Genomic DNA, 22,008 nt, shown 5'->3' with positions numbered 1-22,008 from the left:
CGGTTCTCCTTCCTCGTCAGTTCGCCGGTGACAGCTCGGCACTGTCGGTCACACCATCGGTGGCGGTGACCTCGTCGTGCAGCTGGCCGAACAGGTCCGCCACCCGGGGGTCGCTGATCTCCCGCTCGGCGCAGTAGTCGGCGAACAGCTGCCCTGGCGTGCGCGCGGTGCGCGGCTCGGCGGAGACGGGAGCGGCGCCCACCGGGGCGGCGAACTCCGGATCGATACGCACCTCGAGGGCGTTCGGGAGGATCGCGATCGTGTCGTCGCGCAGCCCGGCGCGGCCCGGCTCGCGCAGGTACACCCGCAGGTAATCCTCGCCGAGCGAACTCGCCTGCGCCTCGAGCTCGGCGAGCGAGCCGCGGACGGTACGCAGCCGCCGTCCCGATGTGACCGGGATGTCGGTGACCCTGGCCGGGATGCCTGGCGCGGCTTCGACCAGGCAGACCACGCTTGTGTTGTCCTGCTCGCCGAAGTCCACCGCGAGCGGCGAGCCGCTGTAGTGCACCGGGGCGGACGCGGGCAGCGACTGCCGCCGGTGCAGGTGGCCGAGCGCGACGTAGTGCGTCGAGACGGGGAAGATGCTCGCGGGCACGCTGTACTCGAAGATCGACTGGGCGGACCGCTCGCCGCCGCCGAACTTCCCGCCGACGCAGGTGATGTGCGACATCACCAGGTTGACCGTGTCCGCGCCAAAGCCGCCGGTGAGCGACGCGATGACCTGCCGGACCTGCTCGTCGTAGGCGCGGACGTTCTCCGACGGGGTGTTCGCGACGATCTCGGCCGCGCGCACCGCGTAGCGCTGCGACAGGAACGGCAGCACGGCGACCCGCGTGTCCGCGCCGTCCGAGCGGGCGGCGAAGCGGACGACGCCACCCTTGTCCGGCGGCCGGTACGTGCCGACGACGGTGATGCCCGCCGCGCCCATCAGCGGCCGGTAGGCCTCGAACATCGGCCCGTTGTCGTGGTTGCCCGCGATCACGATGACCTGCGCCCCGGCCCGCTGCATCCGCAGCAGCGTCTGCACCACCAGCTGCTGCGCGGCGGCCGACGGCACGGACAGGTCGTAGACGTCGCCCGCCACCAGGACGGCGTCCACCTCGCGTGACTCGGCGATCGAGGCGATCTCGTCGAGGACCGCGCGCTGCTCCTCGAGCCGGTCACGGCCCTTGAGCGTCTTGCCGACGTGCCAGTCGGCGGTGTGCAGGAACTTCACAGTTGTCTCCCGGGGGGACGACCCCCCGTACCCCCCGCTGTCCGCTTGCGCGGACGGCTGCGGGCGGCGCGGGGCCACTGGCGGCTAGAACGGCGGAATGTCATCTTCTGGCGGCAATCGGGACATCAAGTCGGGCGGCGCCTGGCTAGCACCCGAAGCACCGGGCGGCGGCTGGATCGGCCCGGCGCACTCAGACAGCCGGGTCGCCCAGGCGGGGAACGGGAACTCGATCGCGAGCGGCACCGGGATCTGCGGCTGGGAGACGAACATGGCGCCCGGCTTGGCGATGGTCGCGCGCACCCGCTGCGCGGCGGGCAGGAAGCCGTACTCGGGCCGCCCCGCCTCGGCCGCGTCGAGCCGGCCGACCACCCGGATCGCCGAGTTGGACACGATGCGCCGCTCCACCTCGCTCGCCGTCTGCTGCGCGCCGATGAGGATGATGCCGAGCGACCTGCCGCGCTCGGCGATGTCGAGCAGCACGTCCTTGATCGGCGAGCTGCCCTCGCGCGGCGCGTACTTGTTCAGCTCGTCGATCATGGTGAACAGCAGCCCGCCAGGCCCCGCCTCCTCCTTGCGCGCGGTCTCCGCGGCGAGCACCACGCCGACCACGAACCGCTGCGCCCGCTCGTGCAGGTTGTGCAGGTCGACGACGGTGAGCTGCTGGTCCTGGGTGGAGATGGCGCGGCGCGGCCCGCCTGCCAGGTCGGCGCGGATGATGGAGCTCAGCGGCCGCAGCGAAGCGCGCAGCCGCCGGACGAACGCGTTCACGGTGCCCGTCCCGGTGACCGGCCCCGCCCAGTCCGCGCGGGTGTCCTCGTCGGTCAGCCGCTCCACGAGGAAGTTGACGAGCTCCTCGTAGGTGGTGAGCACCTTGCCCTCGAGCAGCACCGCGCCGTTGTCGCCGAACGGCTCGGCGTAGCGCTTCAGCCGGGCGGCGACCTGGTGGATGACGATCGTGTACTGCTGCCTGTCGTCCTCGGCGTCGGCGAAGACGTAGGGCAGCAGCTGCAGGTCGCAGAACTCCCGCAGCGTCCACCAGAAGGCCTCGACGCCGCTGGTCCGGCCGGTGACGTTCGGCCGGGCGGTGGTGTCCTCGGGGATCGGGGGCGCCCAGAAGCCCGCGGAGGCGAACGGCTCGGCGGGCAGGCCGAGTTCGGCGTAGCTGGTTCGCAGGTCGTCGTCGAGGCGGATATTCGGCTGGTCGAGGAAGAGCAGGTCCTCCCCCTTGACGCTGAAGACGAGCGCCTTGGCGTTGACCGCGCGCGCGCCGAGCGCGCCGGAGCGGAAGACCGAGTGCAGCAGGAACAGCGCGAAGCTGGTCTTGGTGGCGACGCCGGAGATGCCGCTGATCGACACGTGCGCGCCCCTGGTGCCGTCGAGGAACTCCATGTTGACGAAGATCGGCGCGCCGTCCCGGCCGCGGCCGACCGGCACCTTGTTGCCCATCTGATCGAAGTACAGCGCGTGGGCGCGCTCGTTTCCCCTGGCGCGGCGGACCACCTCGCCAGGTCGCGGCGGCACGTAGATCTCCGGCTCCACCCGGGTGGTGGTGACCTCGGCGATCTCCTGGGTCCGCGCGGGCAGCACGCCCTCGGCGATGAGGAAGACGTCCGAGCCGTAGCTGGCGCCCTCCTGCCTCGCGGTGACCTGGGTGACGATGCCGCTTGTCAGCACGGGACCGACGCCTGGCACGTGCCGCACCGTGACCACCACGTCGTCGAGCTGCAGGTACGAGGCCTCGTCGAGGGCGACGGCGAACTGGAGCGGCGTCGAGTCCTCGGTCCCCGCGACCAGGCCGACCTCGTCCACTGGGCCGGATTCGTCCTGCCGGGACCCGTCCAGCAGGGCGCTGGCCACGTCAGGCGCGACGCGATCGGCCACAGTCAAACCCCCCGCAGGTGATACAGATCGAAACCCAGGATGTCAGTGGGTTACACCCTAGAGGGTGGGGCCGACAATCGCCCCCGGCATGCCAAGCATGGCGGGACTCATGGGCCGGGAAGAGTCAGCCGAACCCGTTCGGTGAGGAGGTTAAGAGCATCACCCCGAACGGGTGAGTACTCCGCCGCTTACGCAGCGCAATCACCGGGTATCCGCCAGCCGGGGGGCACACAGTGACGGCAGCCGGGGGGTACACAGTGACAGCAGAAGGTGCTGCCGGTCGCAAGACCGGCATATACAACGATCCGTTCTTCAACTACGCGCAGTTCTGGACCGGGCGCGAGTACGAGCACCAGGCCGAGGTCGACGCGCTGCGACGGCTGCTCGCCGGGCGCAGCTACCAGCACGCGGCGGACATCGGCGGCGGCTACGGCCGGCTGTCGGTCATCCTCGCCGAGTACGCGAGCAGGGTCACCCTGGCCGACCCGAGCACACAGCAGCTCGACCTGTCCCGGGAGATCTTCCCGCGGCACACCTTCGATCGGGAGCTCGCGGACGCGGCGCGGCTGCCGTTCCCGGACGGCAGCATCGACCTGGCCCTCGTGGTCCGCATCCTGCACCACCTGCCCGACCCGGACGCCGAGTTCGCGGAGCTTGCCAGGGTGCTGCTGCCCGGCGGGCACGCCGTGGTCGAGGCGGCCAACTCCACGCATGCGGGGCGCCGCCTCGGCGCGCTGCTGCGCGGGCAGCGGATCGGCCCGAAGCCGGTGGACATCCGTTCTGACGATTCGCGGCGCCGCGGCACCGCCCCCTACGTGAACCACCACCCGCGCACGCTTGCCCGGCAGCTCTCCTTCGTGGGACTGGAGATCAAGCAGGCGCTTTCCGTGTCCAACTTCCGGCATCCGCTGGCGAAGGCGCTCGTGCCGCACCGGGCGCTCGCCGCCGCGGAACGGGCGGTGCAGCAGCCACTCGCGGGCATTCACTTCGGGCCGAGCATCTTCTGGCTGCTCGAGAAGCAGCCGGTGTAGGCCACGGGGCGAACCGGGTGCGGCCGGATAGCCGGCCTGGTTCGTTTCGCCCCTTTTGCCATTCCGGCAATAAAGTTTGCCAGTAAGCCGCGGCGTGCCTAGCGTGTGGCCATGACCAACACGCACGCTCACGGGCATCATGGCCACGCCGCCGGCCACCATTCCCATGACTCGCACGGCTCCCATGACTCGCCCGGCGCGGCCGGCGAGGGCATGACCGACCTGCTCGAGCTGGACGGCGAGGTGCTGCAGGACTACTGGTCAGCGGCGCTGGACTGGGTCAGGGACGCGGCGGCGGAATCCGGCGCGCGCCGGCTGCTCGACCTCGGCGCGGGCACCGGCACCGGAGCGATCGGCCTGGCGCGGCGCTTTCCCGTCGCCGAGGTCATCGCGGTGGACGTTGAGCCAGGCTCGCTCGAGCTGCTGCGCGACAAGGCCGCCGGCCTCGGTCTCGGGGACAGGGTCCGCGCCGTGGCGGCCAACCTCGACGAGGGCTGGCCGGATCTCGGCGTGCTCGACGTCACCTGGGCGTCGATGTCGCTGCATCACCTGGCCGACCCAGGCCGGGTGCTCGGCGAGGTGCTGGCCGCCACCAGGCCTGGTGGCGTGATCGCGGTCGCGGAGTTCGCCGAGCAGCTTCGCTTCCTGCCCGACAATCTCGGCTTCGGGCGCCCCGGTTTCGAGGACCGGGTGGCGAGCGTGCGCGCGGCGGCGCACGCGGAGGTGATGCCCACGCTTGGCAGCGAGTGGGCGCCGCGGCTCGCCGACGCTGGCTGGGAGGTCACCGGCGAGCGCGAGTTCGTGATCGACCTGCGGCCGCCAGCCGATTCTCCAGGCCGCGCCGCGAACGCCGGCGAGTACGCGCGTGTGTGGTTCGACCGGCTGTCGCGAGGCCTTGCCGACCGGCTGGACTCCGGCGACGTGGCCACGCTGGATGCGCTGCTTGACCGCGACAGCCCGCAATTCCTGCTCAAGCGCGGTGATCTGTGGCTGCACGGCAGCCGCACGGTCACCCTCGCCAGGCGGCCCTGACGAGTCACCCGTTGGCGCGGCGGAGGCGTCGCGGTGCCGCTAGCCGGCGGGGAGCAGCCGGGCCAGGACGTCCCGGTGCGTGACGGCGGCCTCGGCGTGGCGGCGCTCCCCCGCCTCGGTCAGCACGACGTGGATGCCCCGGCGGTCGTTGTCGCAGGCGCAGCGCTCCACAAGCGCGGTTCTTTCCAGCCGGTCGACGAGGCGGGACAGCGCGCTCTGGCTCAGGTGCACCGACTCGGCAAGCTCCTGCGCGCGGCACTTGCGCTTCGGGCTTTCGACAAGCCGGTCGAGCACCTCGAAGTCGCTGACACCGAGACCGTGCCGTTCGCCGAGCTCACGCTCGAGCGCCGCGCAGATCGCCGCGTGGCAGGCTGTCATTTCCCGCCAGCGCTCAACCACCGCGGCGGGCGACTCGGCTCCTGGTGCCACACTCACGGGCAGAGGATACCGCAACCGTTCATCTACTTGCAAGTACATTAATTGCACTTGCAATCATTGCGTGTGCATGCATAGGTTTAGACCATGCGGTCTTCAGAACGGCCCTTGCCGTCATCCGTCACCACTACTGACCCTGCCCCTGCTCACTCCTCACCCGCTGTCGGGCGCCAGCCCGAGCCGGAAAGCCCGCGCTGGTCGCCGCGGTTGTGGGGCGTGCTGATCGTGCTCGGCGGCGCGTTGTGCCTGGACGCGCTCGATGTGTCGATGGTCGGCGTTGCGCTGCCGTCCATCAGGACCGCTCTCGGCCTGTCCACGTCGTCGCTGCAATGGATCGTCAGCGGGTACGTGCTTGGCTACGGCGGCCTGCTGTTGCTCGGCGGCCGCGCGGCCGACCTGCTCGGCCGGCGCCGGGTGTTCCTCGCCGCGCTCGCCGCGTTTGCCATCCTGTCCTTGCTCGGCGGCCTCACCAGCGTCGCGGGGCTGCTCATCGCGGCCCGGTTCGTCAAGGGCATCGCGGCGGCGTTCACCGCCCCCGCCGGCATGTCGCTGCTGACCACGACGTTTCCCGAGGGCCCGATGCGCAACCGGGCGTTCAGCATCTACTCGGTGTTCGGCGGCAGCGGGTTCTCACTTGGCCTGGTGCTTTCCGGGCTGCTCACCGCGGTGAGCTGGCGCTGGACACTGCTCATCCCCGCACCCGTTGCGCTGATCGTGTTCGCCGCGGGCTGGTGGCTGATCCCGCGGGAGGGCGGCAAGCAGGCTGGAGCCGCCGTGCAGGCGGGAGCGAAGGTGCCGGCCGGGCCGCGGCGGTCGTTCGACCTGCCCGGCGCGCTCACCGTCTCGGCGTCCATGCTGCTGCTCGTTTACACGGTCGTCTCCGCGCAGCAGGCGGGCTGGGCGTCGGCGCGCACCATCGGCTCGTTCGCGCTTGTCGCGGCCGGCCTGGCCGCGTTCGCCGCGATCGAGTCGCGCAGCCGCGACCCGCTGATGCCGCTGAGCATCTTCCGGTCGGGACCGCTGCTTCGTGCCAACATCGGCGCGGTCACCCTGTTCGGCTCCTACGTGTCCTTCCAGTTCCTCGCCACCCAGTACCTGCAGAGCCTGGCCGGCTGGTCCCCCATCGCGACCGCGCTCGCCTTCCTCCCCGCCGGCGTCATGGTGGCCGTGCTGTCGGTCGGCGTGGGCGGACTGCTCGGCAGGTTCGGCGCGGCCCGGCTCGCGGCGGCGGCCTTCGCCTGCCTCGCGGCAGCGTATGCGGTGTTCCTGCGGGCGGGCGTCACCCCGGACTACCCGTCCGTGATGCTGCCGACGATGCTGCTCGTCGGGCTCGCCTTCGGGCTCGGCTTCTCCGCGCTGAGCGTCGCCGCCACCGACGGGATGCCGGACAACGAGCAGGGTCTTGCCGCCAGCCTGTTCCAGACGTCGTTCCAGGTGGGCGGCGCGCTGGTGCTCGCCGTCGTCACCGCGGTGGTCGACGCCGGCGGCGGCGGCCGGCTGGGCACGCCGGCCGCGACCCTCTCGGCCTACCGGCCGGCGCTGTTCCTCATCACCGGCGTCGCCGCGGTCGGCGCGCTGACCGCGCTCGCCGGGCTGCGCCGTCCGGCTGATCCGGCGCTGGCCGGGGCGGCGCTCGGGGACTGAGCCGCGGTTTCCCTAGGCGCAGGGCGGCGGCCTGGTCGCGGGCCGCCGCCCTACGGCATGCCAGGGACCTGGCCGACCCGCTTGACCGTGCCGATGATCGGCGCGGTCTCCACGGACTGCAGGCCTGGCAGGTCGGCGAGCCTCGTCGTCAGGTAGGCGTAAAGCGCGGCGGTGTCGCGGAAGACCGCGCTGACGGCGAGGTTGGTCGGGCCGGTCGTCGCCGCGGCGAACGGGATCTCGCGGTGCGCGGCGATCGCGCGGCCCGCGGCGTCCAGGCTGGCGGGCTCGATCTTCAGCCACAGCATCAGGTTCACGCTGACGCCGAGCACCGCGTCGACGTCGATGTCGAAGTAAAGCAGCCCGGCGCGGCGCAGCTCATCGATCCGGCGGCGCACGGTCGACTCGTGCCGTAGGCGACCGGGCTGAACACGTGCAGGATCGACTGGGCGGTGATCGCCGTGACGTGGCGGCTGCCGGGCAGCCCGCGCAGGAACAGCGCGTTGCGCTGCTCCGGCCTGCGCGCCTGGAGCGTGCAGACAATCTCCGTGCCACCCGAATACAGCCGCACCCAGCGGGTATCGGGACGCTGCGCGAGAGTATCCGCGATGCGCTGCGCGCTGCCCGGCGTGGCCTGGAGCCGTACCAGCCAGTCCACCCAGCCGGCCCGCGGGCCGTCGATGAGGCCGAACACCCGCAGGCCTGTCACCTCCGCCAGTCGGCGGTAGCGGCGCGCGATGGTCTGGTCGGAGACGTCGAGCACGGCGGCGAATTGGCGGAACGAGGCGATGAATGGCGAACCTCTAGGGGAAGGGGATGAGCCACATTGGACAGGAAATGGTGGACCCTCATCGCGGTCTGCACGGGGATCTTCATGCTGCTGCTCGACGTGACCATCGTCATCGTCGCGCAGCCGGCGATCCAGGCGGGGCTGCACGCCGGGTTCAGTGACGTGCAATGGACGCTTGACGCGTACGCGCTGACACTCGCCTCGCTGCTGCTGACGTCGGGCGTGCTGGCCGACCGCTACGGCCGCAGGCTGATGTTTTCTCTGGGTCTCACGATATTCACGCTCGGCTCGCTGCTTTGCGGCCTCGCGGTGAACCCGGTCATGCTGATCGCGTCGCGCAGCGGCCAGGGCGTGGGCGGCGCGATGATGTTCGCGACCTCGCTGGCGCTGATCGGGCAGACGTTCCACGGCAAGGACCGCGGCGTGGCGTTCGGCGTGTGGGGGGCCGTCGTCGGCCTGTCCACCGCGCTCGGCCCGGTGGTCGGCGGGATCATCATCACGGGCTGGGACTGGCGGGGCATCTTCCTCGTCAACGTGCCGATCGGCGTCTTCGCGCTCGCCGTGACGCTGTGGCGGGTTGACGAGTCCAAGTCGCCGCATCCCACTCCGCCTGACCTGGCCGGGTTCGTGCTGCTCACCGCCGGGCTCGTCAGCCTGGTCTACGGGCTGATCAGGGCCGGCGAGGACTCCTGGTCGGACCCAGGCGTGATCGGCTGCCTCGTCGGCGGCGCCGCGCTGCTCGCCGCGTTCGTGGTGGCGGAGAGCCGGGTCGCGCACCCCATGTTCGACCTGTCGCTGCTGCGCGTGCCCACCTTCAGCGGCGGATCCATCGCGGCGTTCGCGATGAACGGCTCGCTGTACGCGATGCTGCTGTACTTCGTGATCTACCTGCAGGACGTGCTCGGCTACTCGGCGCTTGGCGCCGGGCTGCGGATCGCCGTGCTCAGCGCGGCGCAGCTCGTCACGTCGGTGGTCGCCGGCCGGCTCGCGGAGAAGGTGCCCACGCGCTGGCTGATCGGCCCTGGCCTGCTGCTGGTCGGCATCGGCCTCATCGTGATGGCCGGGCTGACCGGCCTGTCGAGCTGGACGCACCTGATCCCCGGTTTCATCATCGCCGGGGCCGGCGGCGGCCTGGTAAACCCGCCGCTCGCGTCCACCGCCATCGGCGTGGTCCCTCCGGCCAGGGCCGGGATGGCCTCCGGCGTCAACTCCACCTTCAGGCAGATCGGCATCGCCACCGGCATCGCCGCACTCGGCTCGATCTTCACCGCGGCGATCTCCGCCCACCTGGCGGGCGCGCTGCCGCCGTCGCTCGCCGGCTCGGCCGGGTCCCTGGCCAGCGCGGTGCGGCAGGGCTCGGTCAGCCAGCTCATCGCCTCGGTGCCCGCCGCCGAGCGCGGCGCCGTCGCGCTGGCACTGCGGTCAAGCTTCGCCACCGCGCTCAACGAGCTGCTCTACGTCACCGCGGGAGTGGCCCTCGTCGGCGCGGTCTGCGCCACGCTGCTGATCCGCCGCAAGGACTTCTACCGTCCCGCTGACGGCGAGCCCTCGGGCGCCGGGCACACCACGGCGCAGGAGACGGTCTAGGCGCGGCTCTCTAGCCTCTGGGCCCTGCTCCATAGGTGCCGCCCTCGTCGAGCCGCGCGAGCAGGCCGCCGAGGGCCTCGCGGTCCCCGTCCCCGAGCGGGGCGAAGAGGTCCTCGGCGGCGCGGCGCCTGGCCTCGCGCAGCTCGTCCCTGACGCCGGTGCCGCGGTCGGTCAGGTGCAGCAGGATCGCCCGGCGGTTGCGCGGGTCGACCTCGCGGCGGACCAGGCCGGCCTCCTCGAGATCGTCGATCACCGTGGTCAGCGAGCGGGGCACGATGCCGAGCCGGTCGGCGATCTCCGTCATCCGCAGCGGCTCCTCGCTGCGGGCGATCATGCGCAGCGCGCGTTCCTGGGCCGGCGTGAGGCCGAGCGGCGCCAGCCGCTCGGCCTGCGCCCTGCGCAGCCGCCTCGTCAGCCCGTGGACGAGGTCAGCGAGCTGAACCGGGTCGTACTCCATGGTTGCATTTTATCAGGAGACAGGCTCATACTGAGCCAGGAACAATTATGAGCTAGACTCTGTTTGAGCAAGCATGACTAACCGATCCCTGACTCAGCTCACAGTCCTGGAGGCCTTATTGGGTACCGCAAGCAATCCCCGGGTGCCACTGCGCCGTGTCGCGCGGCTGTTCCGCCCGTACCGGTGGAACCTTCTCTTCGTAGCCGCGCTCGTCGCCGCTTCATCGCTCGTCTCGCTCGTCAACCCGTTCCTGATCCGCGCGATCATCGACGTCGCACTGCCGCAGGGCAGGACCGGGCTGCTCGCCCTGCTCGCCGTGGCCATGATCGTGGTGGCGGCCGCCAACAGCTCGTTCGGCGTGTCGCAGACTTACGTCTCCACGCGGGTCGGCCAGCGGGTCATGCACGACCTGCGCACCGCCGTCTACACGCACCTGCAGCGCATGTCGCTCGCCTTCTTCACCCGCACCCGCACCGGCGAGGTGCAGTCCCGCATCGCCAACGACATCGGCGGGATGCAGGCCACCGTCACCACCACCGCGACCACGCTGGTGTCGAACCTGACCGTCGTGGTCGCGTCGCTGATCGCGATGGCCGCGCTCGACTGGCGGCTGACCATCGCGTCGCTGATCATGCTGCCGTTCTTCGTGTGGATCAGCCGCCGCGTCGGGACGGAGCGCCGCCGCATCACGCGGGACAGGCAGAAGCAGCTCGCCGCGCTGTCCTCGATCGTCCAGGAGTCGCTGTCGGTCAGCGGCATCCTGCTCGGCCACACCATGGGCAGGTCCGCCTCGCTCACCCGCGAGTTCGCGGCCGCCTCCGGCAAGCTGTCCGACCTTGAGGTCAGCTCGAACATGACGGGCCGCTGGCGCCAGTCGCTGATCCAGATCGTCATGTCTTCCATGCCCGCCGTCATCTACCTGGTGACCGGCCTCACCGGCCGCGGCGACCACATGGCCATCTCGATCGGCACGCTCGTCGCCTTCACTACCCTGCAGCAGGGCCTGTTCCGCCCCTCTGTTCAGCTGCTCGGCCTCGGCGTGGACCTGCAGAGCTCGATCGAGCTGTTCGGGCGGATCTTCGAGTACCTCGACCTGCCCGTCGACATCGCCGAGCCGGCGAACCCGGTCACCCTCGGCAGGGTCCGCGGCGAGGTGCGGCTGCACGACGTCGGCTTCTCCTACGACGGCCAGGGTATGGGCGCAGTTCGCCCCACGCTGCGCGGCATCGACGTGACCGTGCCCGCCGGGCGCAGCCTCGCCATCGTCGGCGAGACGGGCTCAGGCAAGACCACGCTCAGCTACCTGATCCCCCGGCTCTACGACGTGACCTCCGGCAGCGTCACCATCGACGGCACCGACGTGCGGGACCTGTCGTTCGACTCGCTGGCCGGCGCGGTCGGCGTCGTCGCGCAGGAGACCTACCTGTTCCACGCCTCGGTGGCCGACAACCTGCGGTTCGCCAAGCCGTCGGCGACCGACGACGAACTCGTCGCCGCCGCGAAGATCGCGCACATCCACGACCATCTGATGTCGCTGCCCGACGGTTACGACACCGTGGTCGGCGAGCGCGGCTACCGGTTCTCCGGTGGGGAGAAGCAGCGGCTGGCGATCGCCCGCGCCGTGCTGCGCGACCCGCCCATCCTGGTGCTCGACGAGGCGACGAGCGCCCTCGACACGCAGACCGAGCAGGCCGTGCAGGAGGCCATCGACGCGGCGAGCGCGGGCCGCACCACGATCACCATCGCGCACCGGCTGTCCACCATCCGCGACGCCAACGAGATCATCGTGCTTGACCGCGGCGAGATCGTCGAGCGCGGCAGCCACGCCGAACTGCTGGCCATGGGCGGCCACTACGCCGCCCTCGTCAACCGCGACGCGGACCTGGTCGAGGCCGCCTGACCCTCGTCGCGCGGTCAAGAAAGTACCGTTGAGCCGGCTCTGGCCGCCTAACGGTACATCCATACCGGCAGCGAGCCGTGCAGAGCGTCGGCAGACGGAATTGCCGCGGGCAGGAACCGGGCACGGCGGCTAGTCCGTCCAAGGGGAGTGACGGGCGGGCTGTGCGAGGTGACCGATGGGACGACTGGGGCAGACGCTGAGCGGCGTTGCCGCGCGTGCGAGGCGGCGCCCGGTGCGCAGCGCCGCGCTGTCCGCCGGCGCGGCCGGGGTGGCCGCCGTCATCGCCATACCGCTCGCCATCGGCGGCGCCGGCGCACGGCATCACCACTGGCGGGGTCGGCGCCGTCGGACCGCGCGGTCCCATTGGGATGGTGCCCGTGCTCGCGACCGCCTCGCGCCTGACAGCGGGACCGCACCGGTTCACCCTGCACTGGACTGTGCCACGGGGCGGCCGCGGCGCGCTGCTCGGCTACGAGGTGTCCGGTGCGGCGTACTGGCCGCGCGGGACGAATGGCGAGCCGGCCGACGAGGAGGGCCCGATGGCCGGCGTCTACCTCGAACCGGCCGGAAATTAGAAGGGGATTCTCATATTCCGTCGCGGGCGGTTCACGCGTAGCGTGTGAGCCATGAGCGACGCCGAACCGCTTGACGCCGTTGTCATCGGGGCCGGGTTCGCGGGCCTTTACATGGTGTACCGGCTGCGCGAGCAGGGGTTTTCTGTACACGGCTTCGAGCGTGCCGATGGGGTCGGCGGTACCTGGTACTGGAACCGGTACCCGGGTGCGCGCTGCGACTCGGAGATCATGTACTACTCGTTCTCCTTCCTGCCCGACCTGGAACAGGAGTGGCCGCTCACCGAGCGGTACCCGGCGCAGCCGGAGATCCTGCGCTACCTGGAGACGGTGGCCGGCCGGCTCGACCTCCTGAAGGAGTTCACCTTCGGCACCGAGGTCACCGCCATCGAGTACGATGAGCCGGCCAGCCTCTGGACGCTGCGCACCGCCGAAGGGCGCATCGCCACGGCACGGTACGTCATCACCGCCGTGGGCTGCCTGTCCACCGCCAACCGGCCGCTGTTCCCCGGCTCGGACGCGTTCGCCGGCGTCAGCCTGCACACCGGGGACTGGCCGAAGGAGCCGGTTGACTTCACCGGCAAGCGGGTCGCGGTGGTCGGCACGGGAAGCTCCGGCATCCAGGCCATCCCCGAGATCGCCGCGCAGGCGGAGCACCTGACCGTGTTCCAGCGCACCGCTCAGTTCACCATCCCGGCGGAGAACGGCCCGCTCAACCAGGAGATGGTCGAGCTGTGGAAGGCGAACTACCCCGAATGGCGGCGCCGGGCACGGCACTCGCGGGCCGGCTTCCCCTACGTGCCGAGCATCAACCACGCGGTCGACGCGTCCGAGGCCGAGCGAAACAAGACCTACGAGGCGGCGTGGGGCTCGGGCGGGTTCACCTTCCTGTTCGGCTCGTTCGCCGACATCGCGCTCGACGAGGCGGCCAACAAGACGGCCGCCGACTTCGTCCGCGGCAAGATCGACGAGATCGTGCGGGACCCGGACACCGCCGGGATGCTCAAGCCGTGGGACTTCCCCATCGGCACCAAGCGGCTGCCGCTCGACACCAACTACTACGAGACGTTCAACCAGCCCAACGTCACCCTGGTCGACCTGAAGCGGACGCCGATCGAGGAGATCACCGCGACCGGCATCAGGACGAGCGCCTGCCAGCACGACCTGGACATGATCGTCTACGCCACCGGGTACGACGCGCTCACCGGGCCGCTTGAGGCGCTCGGCATCCGCGGCCGCGGCGGCCTGCCGCTCAAGGACGCCTGGCGCGAGGGCCCGCGCACCTACCTCGGCCTGGCCATGCCCGGCTTCCCCAACCTGTTCACGATCACCGGGCCCGGCAGCCCCTCTGTGCTGTCCAACATGCCTGTGTCGATCGAGCAGCACGTGGAGTGGATCGGCGACTGCCTCGCCGCGGCGCGCGAGAGCGGCGCCGACATCATCGAGGCCACCGAGGCGGCGGCCAGCGCCTGGACCGACCACGTGCAGGAGGTCGCGAGCGTCACCCTGCACGTGAAGGCCGCGTCCTGGTACATGGGCGCGAACATCCCGGGAAAGCCACGGCTTTTCCTGCCGTACATCGGCGGCGTCGGCCCCTACCGCGACCACTGCGCCGCGGTGGCGGCGAGCGGGTATGAGGGTTTCACCATGTCGTGCTTGCCAGCGGGGGCGCCCCCCCCCAAACCCCCCCGACGAATTCGCAAGAGAGAAGGGTGACGGCGATGGCAATCGATCAGGCGACGGCCGGGCTGCTTGAGCAGCTGATCGCGAGCGGCGCACCGCCGCTGCACGAGATGAACGCGAAGGACGCGCGCGGCGTGATGGCGCTGCTGCGCGGCGACGCGCCGCCAGGCCCGGACATGGCCGAAATCCGCGAGCAGCGGGTGAAGGCGTCCGGCGGGTCCGTGCCTGTGCGGGTCTTCGTGCCGGACAGTCAGCCGCGCTCCGTCATCGTGTACTACCACGGCGGCGGCTGGGTGATCGGCAGCGTCGAGGACTACGACGCGACCACCCGGCTGCTCGCGCAGCGCACCGGGAGCGTGGTGGTCAGCGTCGACTACCGGCTCGCGCCCGAGTACCGCTTCCCCGTCGCCGTCGACGACTCGTGGGCCGCGCTGCTGTGGGCGAACGAGCGGATCGAGGAACTGGCGGGCGCACGGGTGCCGCTGATCGTCGCGGGCGACAGCGCGGGCGGCAACCTGGCGGCGATCATGGCGCAGCGCGCCAAGGCGGCGGGCGGGCCGGCGATCGCGCTGCAGGTGCTCGTCTACCCGGTGACCGACTGCGACCTGGACACGACGTCGTACCTGGACCCGGCGAACCAGCTGCTGCTCAGCCGCGAATCGATGGTCTGGTTCTGGGACCATTACGCGCCCGAGCCCGAGGCCCGCGTCCATCCGGACGCATCGCCGCTGCGCCAGGTCGACCTGAAGGACCTGCCGCCCGCGGTGGTGCTCACCGCCGAGCACGACCCGCTGCGCGACGAGGGCGAACTGTACGCCACCCGGCTCGTCCAGGCGGGCGTCCCCGTCCGCCACCAGCGGTTCGACGGGCAGATGCACGGGTTCTTCACCATGAACCACGTGCTGCCCGGTGCCGACGCGGCCATGGACTACGTGACGGCGGCGATCGACGACCAGCTGGCAGGCGACCGCGCGAAGGCGTGAGCTGGCGCGGGTCAGCACGCACCCGTTCTGGATGACCTAGGTTTTCATCCCGAACGGGTTCCGCTGACCCGGTCCAGTACCGCACCAGCCTCGGCCCACAGATCACGCACCAGATCGGCCGCGGGGACCGCGGCGGTCAGCGGATAGGCCTGGCCTGCCCACAGGTTCACGTAGTCGGGCAGGCCGGCCTGCCGCGCCTTCGCGCGCATCGGTGCGGTCAGTTGGTTGACCTCGGGATAGGCGGCGGGCGCCACTGAAGAATGCGCGAGCAGGAACCCGTTGGCGATGCCGCGGGCGGTGCGGCCGCTGAACGCGCGGGTCAGGCTCGTCCACCTCGTCTCGTCCGCGTGGAGCGCGGCGCGGTGCACGGCGGCCGTGCCCGCCTCCGGGCAGTCAAGGAACGCGGTGCCGAGCGCCGCCGCGCGAGCGCCGAGGCACAGCGCCGCCGCGACGCCAGCCCCAGTGGCGATGCCGCCCGCCGCGACGACGGGCACGGCCACCGCCGCCGTGACGAGCTGGACTAGCGCCATCGTGCCGACGGCGGAGCCCGGGCCGTCGGTGAGTCCGCCGCGGTGCCCGCCAGCCTCGGCGCCCTGGGCCGCCACGGCGTCGGCGCCAGCCTCGACCGCCAGGCGTGCCTCCGCCGCAGTCGTTACAGTTATCCAGACCTCGCTGCCCGCTGCCTTGACGGCCTCGATGACCGATCGATCAGGGATGCCGAAGGTGAACGAGACGACGGGCGGCGGTTCCTCGAGCACGACGGCCAGCTTCGCCTGCCACGCGTCGTCGTCGTAATGTGGCACGCCGAGGTCCGCGCCGATGCTCGTCACGTCGGCGGCGATGGCCCGCGCGTACTCGGTGACGCGCTCGTCTCTTTCTGCCTGGGTGGCCTCTGTCTCCTCGCCTGGCACGAACAGGTTGACGCCGAACGGCCGGGCGGTGAGCTCCCTGACCCGGCGGCACCTGGCGGCCAGTTCCGCGGCGGACAGGTAGCCCGCGGCGAGGAACCCGAGGCCGCCCGCCTCGCTCACCGCGGCGGCCAGCTCAGGGGTGGACGGGCCGCCGGCCAGCGGCGCGAGCACGATCGGAATGGGGCAGCTGTCAAGGATCACGAGTGATCCGTTCCCCGCGGGCGTGATCTCGCACCACGGATGCGGGGTGATCTCGCAGCGCAGAAAGCGAGGCGGGCCGCGCACGGCAGCCCGTGCGCGGCCCGCCCTTGGATCTCCGTCAGGCCCCGTCGTTGATGAACCTGTTGGTGTACTGGAGTGCTGTCGTGCCGCTAACCGAGTTGCAGGTGGGAGACGCGTATGTCTGCGCCGAGGGGCAGGGCGTGTCCCGGTCAAGCGACCAGAAGTGCAGCCCGGCCAGGCCGTTGCTCTTCGCGTAATTCGTGAGCGTGTCCACATCGGCGGTGGTGAAGGTCTCGCTCGAGTTGTCGTTCAGGCCGATCATCGGGGTGACGGCGATCTTGCTCGCCGGGATCCCGTAGGTGTGCTCGAGGTTCGTTACCGCCTGGATCGACGACTGCCCCATCTCGCAGGCGCCGGAGACGACGACGCAGACGCCGGCCGAAGCGCTGCCGAAGTCCATGGTCATCAGGTTGATGACGTAGTTCTTCAGGCTGGAGGCCTTCACCGCCTGGACGACCTCGGCACCCAGTGAGTTCACTCCGCCGTAGCTGCCATCCGACGCCGCGAGCGTGGCGATGGTGAACGAGAACTGCAGCTTGGGGTACGTCGACTGTGCGCCCACCGACGCGTTGACCAGGTTCTGGATATCAGACTGGCTCTGGCCGCCTTCAATGTCGAAGTCGATGCCGACTAGGTGCGAGCTGGCGTAGCGGGCGATGAACGAGTCCATGCCGGACGTGGAGGCGCAGGTGAAGGTCCCGGCCTCGCCGCCGGTCGAGACGACGTAGTTCAGGCCGGCGTTCTGGAGTTGCGGAACGTTCTCCGCGGCCCAGCTGGCACCAGAGACACCGCCCCAGGTCTCGCTGCCGCAGGCTCCGGTGGCGAACGCGAGCGTGATCGCGGGCAGCTTCGGTACGTACGTCGACACCAGGCTGCCGGAGCCCACCACCGGGATGGCGGTCCCTTCCACCGCCGACTGCATCTGGTTGGTGTTCCAGTTCATGTTGATGGTGACGTCCTTGTACGGGCTGAAGAGCAGGCCGCTCGCCGAGCCCGTGCCGGTCGAGGTCGGCGTAGGAGTCGGGGTCGGGGTCGGGGTCGGGCTGGGGCTCCCGCCCGAGCCGCCGGCGCAGGCGCCGTTGGACGTCCACGGCTGTCCCGAGCCGGGTCCGCCGTTGTTGGTCGCCGGGTCGTTGCCCTGAGTCCACCAGTTGGCGGTGTAGTTGGTCCCGTTCTCGCTGGCCTGCATGCCGGCGGTGTAGACAGCAGTGGAGCTCCACGCGGCAGCGCAGGCGGTGGCTGCCTGCGCGGGCCCGGAGGCCAGCGCGAGGGCAACGCCGCCGGCTGTTAGCCCGAGTGCCGAGCCAGTGATGAGAGCTGTGCGCAGAATCCGTTTTCCGACCAGCATGGACCCTCCAGGGATGAGAGAAGCTGAGGCGATCCGGTGCCCCGCGTGAGCGGTAATGGGGCGTTGTGGTCACTTTGAATGCCGTAAACGGGGCCGTCAAGGCTTACGGTAAAGAAACTTTCCAGTTAATCAACTCTTATGGTAAAGAACATTTCCAGTTAATTTTGGCTGGAGCCAAGGTGCTCAGCGCGGGAAGATCATTGCGCCCGAGGAATGCTCAAGGAGGAAACATGCCGGACCGGATCCTGACCAGTCACGCGGGCAGCCTGCCGCGGCCCGAGGACCTCATCGCGCTCAACGGGCAGCGGGCCGAGGGCGAGCTCGTCGACGAGCACGAGTACCTGGGCCTGCTGCGCGCCGCGGTCGGCGAGGTGGTCGCGCGGCAGCGGGACACCGGCATCGACCTGGTCAACGACGGCGAGTACGGGCACTCGATGGGCCAGCGGTACGACTACGGCTCGTGGTGGACGTACGTATTCCAGCGGCTGTCCGGTATCGAGCTGTCATCGCTGACGATCGGGGACATACCGCAGCCGAAGGCCAAGCCCGGCGAGATCCGGCTCGTGTCGTTCGGCGAGCGGCGGGACTGGCAGGCGTTCGCCGACGCCTACGGTGACCCGACCTCCGGCGCCTCGATACCGCCACGGGCCATGGCGACCGCGCCGGTCTGCCGCGGGCCGATCACCTACCAGGGACAGCAGGATGTGGCGCGGGACATCGCGGACATGAAGGCGGCGATGGCGGCGGCCGGTGTCGCCGACGGCTTCCTGAACGCGGTGGCCCCGGCCAGCTGCGCCCGGTTCGGCAACGAGTACTACGCCGACGACGAGGAGATGATGTACGCCTGCGCGGACGCGATGCGCGAGGAGTACACGGCGATCATCGAGGCGGGGCTGATCCTGCAGCTCGACGACCCGGCGATCGCGGAGAACTGGGACCAGATCAACCCGGCGCCGAGCGTGGAGGACTACCGGCGCTTCACGCGCAAGCGCATCGAGGCGCTGAACTATGCCATCAGGGACCTGCCAGCCGAGCGGATCCGGTTCCACCTGTGCTGGGGCAGCTGGCACGGGCCGCACACCACCGACTTTCCGATGGCCGACCTCGTTGACATCATGCTCGAGATCAACGCAGGCGCCTACTCGTTCGAGGCCGCCAACGTCCGGCATGAGCACGAATGGAAGATCTGGCGGGACGTGAAGCTGCCGGAGGGCAAGGTCATCCTGCCCGGCGTGGTCACCCACTCCACCAACGTCATCGAGCACCCGGAACTCGTCGCTGACCGGATCGTTCGGTACGCCGAGGCGGTCGGGCGGGAGAACGTGGTCGCGTCCACCGACTGCGGCCTCGGCGGGCGGGTGCACCCGCAGATCGCCTGGGCGAAGCTGGACACCCTCGCCCGCGGGGCGGAGCTGGCCAGCAGGCGCCTCTGGGGGCGGTGACCAGGGGATGTCAAGTTCTTGCAACACGAATTAAGCAATTTACACGCTTCATGGGTGTTTGTTACGCTGCCACGCATGCGCGATTCAGCCCTGGTCCGGGCGCTCGATCTCAGCAAGGTCTATCCGGCCCGGGGGAAGGTGCCTGAGTTCCGCGCCGTCGACGGGATCGGGTTCGAGTTGCGCCGCGGGGAGACCGTGCCGAGGCCGCCCGGCCGGCGACCTGGACCGTCCGGCGTGTCCTGGCGCTGGTGGAACGCAACATGATGCTGTACCGGCGCTCGGTCACGCCGCTCGCCTTCGGCCTGGTCGAGCCGGTCATGTACCTGCTCACCATCGGGTTCGGCGTCGGTTCGCTGGTCGGGACGGTGCCTGGCGTGGACGTCCGCTACTCCGTCTTCGTCGCGCCGGTGATCCTGGCCACCACCGCGATGAACACCGCGTTCAACCAGACCTGCTTCGACGTCTTCATCAGGATCAAGGTGGACCTGACCTACGAGGCGATCGTCCCGACGCCGCTGTCGGCCACCGACATCGCGCTCGGCGAGGTCGCGAGCGCCGTGCTCAACGGCCTGCTGACCTCGATCGGCTTCCTCGCGGCGGCCGCGGCGGTTGGCCTTGTCGTCTCCCCCGGCATCCTGCTCGCCATCCCCGCCGCGGCCCTCGTCGGCTTCGCGTTCGCCGCGGGCGGCCTGGCGGTGACCACCTTCACGCGCGACTTCTCCGACTTTCAGCTGGTCCAGCTCGTGATGCTGCCCATGTACCTGTTCGCCACCACCTTCTACCCGCTGTCGGTATACCCCGGCTGGCTGCGCCCGCTGATCCAGGCGCTGCCGCTCTACCAGAGCATCGAGCTGATCCGGGGTCCCGCACTCGGCAGCTTCGACGAGACCGCGCTGCTGACCGCCGCCTGCTACCTGGCCGCGTTCGGCGCCGCCGGCATGTTCATCGCCACCCGGCGGCTGGAACGGCTGCTGCTGAGGTAGCGAAGTCCGCGTTAACCAGTGGCCGGCGCGGCACGGACGGTGATAGTGCTGGGCTATGACTTCCACGATGATCGCGGTTGAGGACGGTACGGTCTGGGCGGACGACAGCGGGGGCGACGGACCGCCGCTTGTGCTGCTGCATCCGGGTATCGGCGACTCGCGGATCTGGGAGCCGGTGCTCGCGCCGCTGACCGCGCGGTACCGGGTGTTCAGGTACGACGCGCGGGGTTACGGCAACTCCCCCGCCGCCACCGTGGAGTTCTCGCTGCTGCAGGACCTGAAGGCGGTGCTCGGCCATTACGGCATTGAGCGGATGGCGATCGTCGGATGCAGCCAGGGCGGCGCGACCGCGCTCGGGCTGGCGCTCGCGCAGCCAGAGCGGGTGGCGGCCATCGTGCTGCTGTGCCCCGGGATCCCTGGCTTCCCGATGAGTGATGAGGAAGAGGCCGCGATGGTCGGGCCGGAACGGTACGCGAAGATCGAGGCCGGCTGGACGCGTGCGGCAGAGGCCAAGGACGTGGACGGCCTGGCGGACGTGATGGCGGGCATTTGGGGGGCCGGCGAGGGCGGCAGCACGCCGGCGGTGCTCGAGCAGTTCCGGTCGGCCGCCCGGGCGTCGTTGTTCTCCGCCAGCGACGCAGCGGACCCGCCGGTCTTTGACCGGCTCGGTGAGATCGCGGTGCCGACGTCGCTGCTGGTCGGTGACGCCGACTGGCCGCCGCTTGTCGAGGCGAACCGGCAGGCAGCCGAGCGGATACCGGAGTGCGAGTACACGCTCGTGCCCGGGGTTGACCACGTGCCGCCGCTGCGCGTGCCGGAACTGGTGCTCGACACGATCACCAGGACGCTGGCGCGGGCCAGCTGGTAAGTCCTTGTCCTGCGTGTTACCAGAGCTTCGCGGTGGCGCGGCGGGCGCCCTCGGCGAGCGACTCGAACTTGGCCCAGACGATCTTCGGGTGGATCTCCGGGCGGTACGTGGCCTGCGAGGAGAAACCGCAGTCGGCACTGGCGACGACGTTCTCCTTGCCGACCCGTTCGGCGAAGCGGATTATCCGGTCGGCGATCGTGTCCGGGTGCTCAACGATGCTGGTGGCGTGGCTGATCACGCCCGGCAGCAGGACCATGCCCGGCGGCAGGCGGACGGTCTCGAACAGGTGGTAGACGTGCTCGTGCCGCGGGTTGGCGGCCTCGAAGGACAGGGCGGACGCCGAGACGGTGAGCAGGACCTCGATCAGGTCCGACAGCGGCGCGTCGTGCACCCGCGGGCCCTCGTTGATGCCGTAGCAGGTATGCAGCCGCACCCGGTCGCGCGGTATGCCGAGCAGCGCCCGGTTGATCGCCGCGACGTACAGCCGGGCGGTCTCCAGCTTCTCCTCCCTCGACGCGGTCGAGTAGCTGGTCGCGCCAGAGCTGCTCCTGGCCGATGTAGGTCACCGGGCCGGTGCAGCCGAGCGGGACGGCGGGTGCGGCGGTGCCACCGGTCATCGCGCTCTTCAGGTACTGCTCGTAGTACTCGGGGAAGGCGTCGATCTCCGGCTTGAAGCCGTCGAGCGGGCTGCGGTCCGGGCGCGGCTCGTAGCCGCTGAGCCGCTGGCCGATGTAGGCGAAGAAGCCGGTCTTGCTCTGCTCGCCGTCGCTGACGATGTCCAGGCCGGCCGCATGCTGCCTGGCGACGGCGTCCGCTACGGCGAAGCGCTCGGCCTCCGCCCGCAGGGCCGGCTCTACCGGCCGGCCTTCCGCGGCGGCCTTCATCAGGTCGAGCAGTGCCGCCGGGCGCGGGAGGCTGCCGACGTGGGTGGTGTAGATGCGCTCGGCGCTGTGCCGCATGGGGGTC

Annotated in this window: 21 protein-coding genes and 1 pseudogene; 12 read left to right on the top strand and 10 right to left on the bottom strand. The window is 70.5% G+C overall.

From position 1 onward, the window contains the following. Positions 1 to 16: 16 nt before the first annotated feature. Positions 17 to 1,216 carry an exonuclease SbcCD subunit D gene (locus EAS64_RS36750; RefSeq protein WP_145860727.1) on the bottom strand — a complete coding sequence of 400 codons (1,200 nt, stop codon included), beginning with the start codon at positions 1,214 to 1,216 and terminating at the stop codon, positions 17 to 19. A gap of 84 nt (positions 1,217 to 1,300) precedes the next feature. Further along, positions 1,301 to 3,097 (bottom strand): ATP-binding protein, encoded by a 1,797-nt coding sequence (locus EAS64_RS36745; protein WP_222849869.1) that lies wholly within the window; start codon positions 3,095 to 3,097, stop codon positions 1,301 to 1,303. 257 nt (positions 3,098 to 3,354) lie between these two features. On the opposite strand from EAS64_RS36745, the gene EAS64_RS36740 reads away from it, so the two are divergent. Together EAS64_RS36740 and EAS64_RS36735 are read left to right on the top strand one after the other, a co-directional pair. After that, on the top strand, positions 3,355 to 4,128 hold the full coding sequence (locus EAS64_RS36740) for a class I SAM-dependent methyltransferase (protein WP_187366443.1): 774 nt from the start codon (positions 3,355 to 3,357) through the stop codon (positions 4,126 to 4,128). Between the two features lie 111 nt (positions 4,129 to 4,239). After that, positions 4,240 to 5,160 (top strand): class I SAM-dependent methyltransferase, encoded by a 921-nt coding sequence (locus EAS64_RS36735; RefSeq protein ID WP_246116040.1) that lies wholly within the window; start codon positions 4,240 to 4,242, stop codon positions 5,158 to 5,160. Positions 5,161 to 5,199: 39 nt separating this feature from the next. On the opposite strand, the gene EAS64_RS36730 is transcribed toward EAS64_RS36735, so the two are convergent. Further along, positions 5,200 to 5,595, bottom strand: coding sequence for a MarR family winged helix-turn-helix transcriptional regulator (locus tag EAS64_RS36730; protein ID WP_246116039.1), 396 nt, complete (start codon positions 5,593 to 5,595; stop codon positions 5,200 to 5,202). A 216-nt stretch (positions 5,596 to 5,811) separates the two neighbouring features. Between EAS64_RS36730 and EAS64_RS36725 the strand changes: the two genes are divergently transcribed. Beyond that, positions 5,812 to 7,239, top strand: coding sequence for an MFS transporter (locus tag EAS64_RS36725; protein ID WP_246116038.1), 1,428 nt, complete (start codon positions 5,812 to 5,814; stop codon positions 7,237 to 7,239). Positions 7,240 to 7,289: 50 nt separating this feature from the next. On the opposite strand, the gene EAS64_RS36720 is transcribed toward EAS64_RS36725, so the two are convergent. Together EAS64_RS36720 and EAS64_RS36715 are read right to left on the bottom strand one after the other, a co-directional pair. Then, complete coding sequence (locus tag EAS64_RS36720; protein WP_145860720.1) at positions 7,290 to 7,634, bottom strand: Lrp/AsnC family transcriptional regulator; 345 nt, start codon at positions 7,632 to 7,634, stop codon at positions 7,290 to 7,292. Further along, entirely contained in the window at positions 7,550 to 7,999 is a 450-nt protein-coding gene (locus EAS64_RS36715) for a hypothetical protein (protein ID WP_145860718.1), read from the bottom strand. The genes EAS64_RS36720 and EAS64_RS36715 overlap by 85 nt, the downstream gene beginning before the upstream one ends. Positions 8,000 to 8,062: 63 nt before the next feature. Here EAS64_RS36715 and EAS64_RS36710 point away from each other — a divergent pair, with 63 nt between their 5' ends. Further along, positions 8,063 to 9,613 carry an MFS transporter gene (locus EAS64_RS36710; protein ID WP_145860716.1) on the top strand — a complete coding sequence of 517 codons (1,551 nt, stop codon included), beginning with the start codon at positions 8,063 to 8,065 and terminating at the stop codon, positions 9,611 to 9,613. A gap of 10 nt (positions 9,614 to 9,623) precedes the next feature. Here the strand turns inward: EAS64_RS36710 and EAS64_RS36705 are convergent, their stop codons facing one another. Next, positions 9,624 to 10,070, bottom strand: coding sequence for a MarR family winged helix-turn-helix transcriptional regulator (locus tag EAS64_RS36705; RefSeq protein WP_145860714.1), 447 nt, complete (start codon positions 10,068 to 10,070; stop codon positions 9,624 to 9,626). 118 nt (positions 10,071 to 10,188) lie between these two features. Here EAS64_RS36705 and EAS64_RS36700 point away from each other — a divergent pair, with 118 nt between their 5' ends. The 4 genes from EAS64_RS36700 to EAS64_RS36685 all read left to right on the top strand — a co-directional run bounded on the left by EAS64_RS36700 (position 10,189) and on the right by EAS64_RS36685 (position 15,208). Continuing rightward, entirely contained in the window at positions 10,189 to 11,970 is a 1,782-nt protein-coding gene (locus tag EAS64_RS36700) for an ABC transporter ATP-binding protein (RefSeq protein WP_281283368.1), read from the top strand. Between the two features lie 377 nt (positions 11,971 to 12,347). Next, positions 12,348 to 12,545: a fibronectin type III domain-containing protein gene (locus EAS64_RS36695; protein ID WP_145860710.1), complete on the top strand. Its 198-nt coding sequence runs from the start codon at positions 12,348 to 12,350 to the stop codon at positions 12,543 to 12,545. 51 nt (positions 12,546 to 12,596) lie between these two features. Continuing rightward, positions 12,597 to 14,258, top strand: coding sequence for a flavin-containing monooxygenase (locus EAS64_RS36690; RefSeq protein ID WP_145860708.1), 1,662 nt, complete (start codon positions 12,597 to 12,599; stop codon positions 14,256 to 14,258). Positions 14,259 to 14,263: 5 nt separating this feature from the next. Beyond that, positions 14,264 to 15,208 carry an alpha/beta hydrolase gene (locus tag EAS64_RS36685; protein ID WP_145860706.1) on the top strand — a complete coding sequence of 315 codons (945 nt, stop codon included), beginning with the start codon at positions 14,264 to 14,266 and terminating at the stop codon, positions 15,206 to 15,208. A gap of 44 nt (positions 15,209 to 15,252) precedes the next feature. Here the strand turns inward: EAS64_RS36685 and EAS64_RS36680 are convergent, their stop codons facing one another. After that, positions 15,253 to 16,320, bottom strand: a complete 1,068-nt coding sequence (locus tag EAS64_RS36680; RefSeq protein WP_145860704.1) for a nitronate monooxygenase — start codon at positions 16,318 to 16,320, stop codon at positions 15,253 to 15,255. A gap of 118 nt (positions 16,321 to 16,438) precedes the next feature. Continuing rightward, the gene (locus EAS64_RS46435; protein ID WP_145860702.1) at positions 16,439 to 17,749 is read right to left on the bottom strand and encodes a carbohydrate-binding protein; all 1,311 of its coding nucleotides are present in this window, start codon (positions 17,747 to 17,749) and stop codon (positions 16,439 to 16,441) included. A 230-nt stretch (positions 17,750 to 17,979) separates the two neighbouring features. On the opposite strand from EAS64_RS46435, the gene EAS64_RS36670 reads away from it, so the two are divergent. The 4 genes from EAS64_RS36670 to EAS64_RS36655 all read left to right on the top strand — a co-directional run bounded on the left by EAS64_RS36670 (position 17,980) and on the right by EAS64_RS36655 (position 21,042). Next, on the top strand, positions 17,980 to 19,191 hold the full coding sequence (locus EAS64_RS36670) for a cobalamin-independent methionine synthase II family protein (protein WP_145860700.1): 1,212 nt from the start codon (positions 17,980 to 17,982) through the stop codon (positions 19,189 to 19,191). 75 nt (positions 19,192 to 19,266) lie between these two features. Further along, positions 19,267 to 19,455: a hypothetical protein gene (locus tag EAS64_RS36665; RefSeq protein ID WP_145860698.1), complete on the top strand. Its 189-nt coding sequence runs from the start codon at positions 19,267 to 19,269 to the stop codon at positions 19,453 to 19,455. Next, positions 19,440 to 20,174 carry an ABC transporter permease gene (locus EAS64_RS36660; RefSeq protein WP_222849867.1) on the top strand — a complete coding sequence of 245 codons (735 nt, stop codon included), beginning with the start codon at positions 19,440 to 19,442 and terminating at the stop codon, positions 20,172 to 20,174. The genes EAS64_RS36665 and EAS64_RS36660 overlap by 16 nt, the downstream gene beginning before the upstream one ends. A 67-nt stretch (positions 20,175 to 20,241) precedes the next feature. Then, the gene (locus EAS64_RS36655; protein WP_145860696.1) at positions 20,242 to 21,042 is read left to right on the top strand and encodes an alpha/beta fold hydrolase; all 801 of its coding nucleotides are present in this window, start codon (positions 20,242 to 20,244) and stop codon (positions 21,040 to 21,042) included. 16 nt (positions 21,043 to 21,058) lie between these two features. Here EAS64_RS36655 and EAS64_RS46430 read toward each other — a convergent pair whose 3' ends face one another. Both EAS64_RS46430 and EAS64_RS47750 read right to left on the bottom strand, forming a co-directional pair. After that, positions 21,059 to 21,475 carry a uroporphyrinogen decarboxylase/cobalamine-independent methonine synthase family protein gene (locus EAS64_RS46430; RefSeq protein ID WP_246116037.1) on the bottom strand — a complete coding sequence of 139 codons (417 nt, stop codon included), beginning with the start codon at positions 21,473 to 21,475 and terminating at the stop codon, positions 21,059 to 21,061. A gap of 286 nt (positions 21,476 to 21,761) precedes the next feature. Continuing rightward, a pseudogene (locus EAS64_RS47750) lies at positions 21,762 to 22,001 on the bottom strand (hypothetical protein); the annotation flags it as partial. Positions 22,002 to 22,008 lie beyond the last annotated feature (7 nt).

The sequence above is a fragment of the Trebonia kvetii genome (assembly GCF_007827045.1).
Lineage (GTDB): Bacteria > Actinomycetota > Actinomycetes > Streptosporangiales > Streptosporangiaceae > Trebonia > Trebonia kvetii.
This window is presented reverse-complemented; position numbering and strand designations above follow the sequence as displayed.

Coding starts and splice junctions, on each gene's coding strand:
- EAS64_RS36665 (WP_145860698.1), top strand. CDS start 19,267: ATGCGCGATTCAGCCCTGGTCCGGGCGCTCGATCTCAGCAAGGTCTAT.
- EAS64_RS36685 (WP_145860706.1), top strand. CDS start 14,264: ATGGCAATCGATCAGGCGACGGCCGGGCTGCTTGAGCAGCTGATCGCG.
- EAS64_RS36735 (WP_246116040.1), top strand. CDS start 4,240: ATGACCAACACGCACGCTCACGGGCATCATGGCCACGCCGCCGGCCAC.
- EAS64_RS36670 (WP_145860700.1), top strand. CDS start 17,980: ATGCCGGACCGGATCCTGACCAGTCACGCGGGCAGCCTGCCGCGGCCC.
- EAS64_RS36705 (WP_145860714.1), bottom strand. CDS start 10,070: ATGGAGTACGACCCGGTTCAGCTCGCTGACCTCGTCCACGGGCTGACG.
- EAS64_RS46435 (WP_145860702.1), bottom strand. CDS start 17,749: ATGCTGGTCGGAAAACGGATTCTGCGCACAGCTCTCATCACTGGCTCG.
- EAS64_RS36655 (WP_145860696.1), top strand. CDS start 20,242: ATGATCGCGGTTGAGGACGGTACGGTCTGGGCGGACGACAGCGGGGGC.
- EAS64_RS36690 (WP_145860708.1), top strand. CDS start 12,597: ATGAGCGACGCCGAACCGCTTGACGCCGTTGTCATCGGGGCCGGGTTC.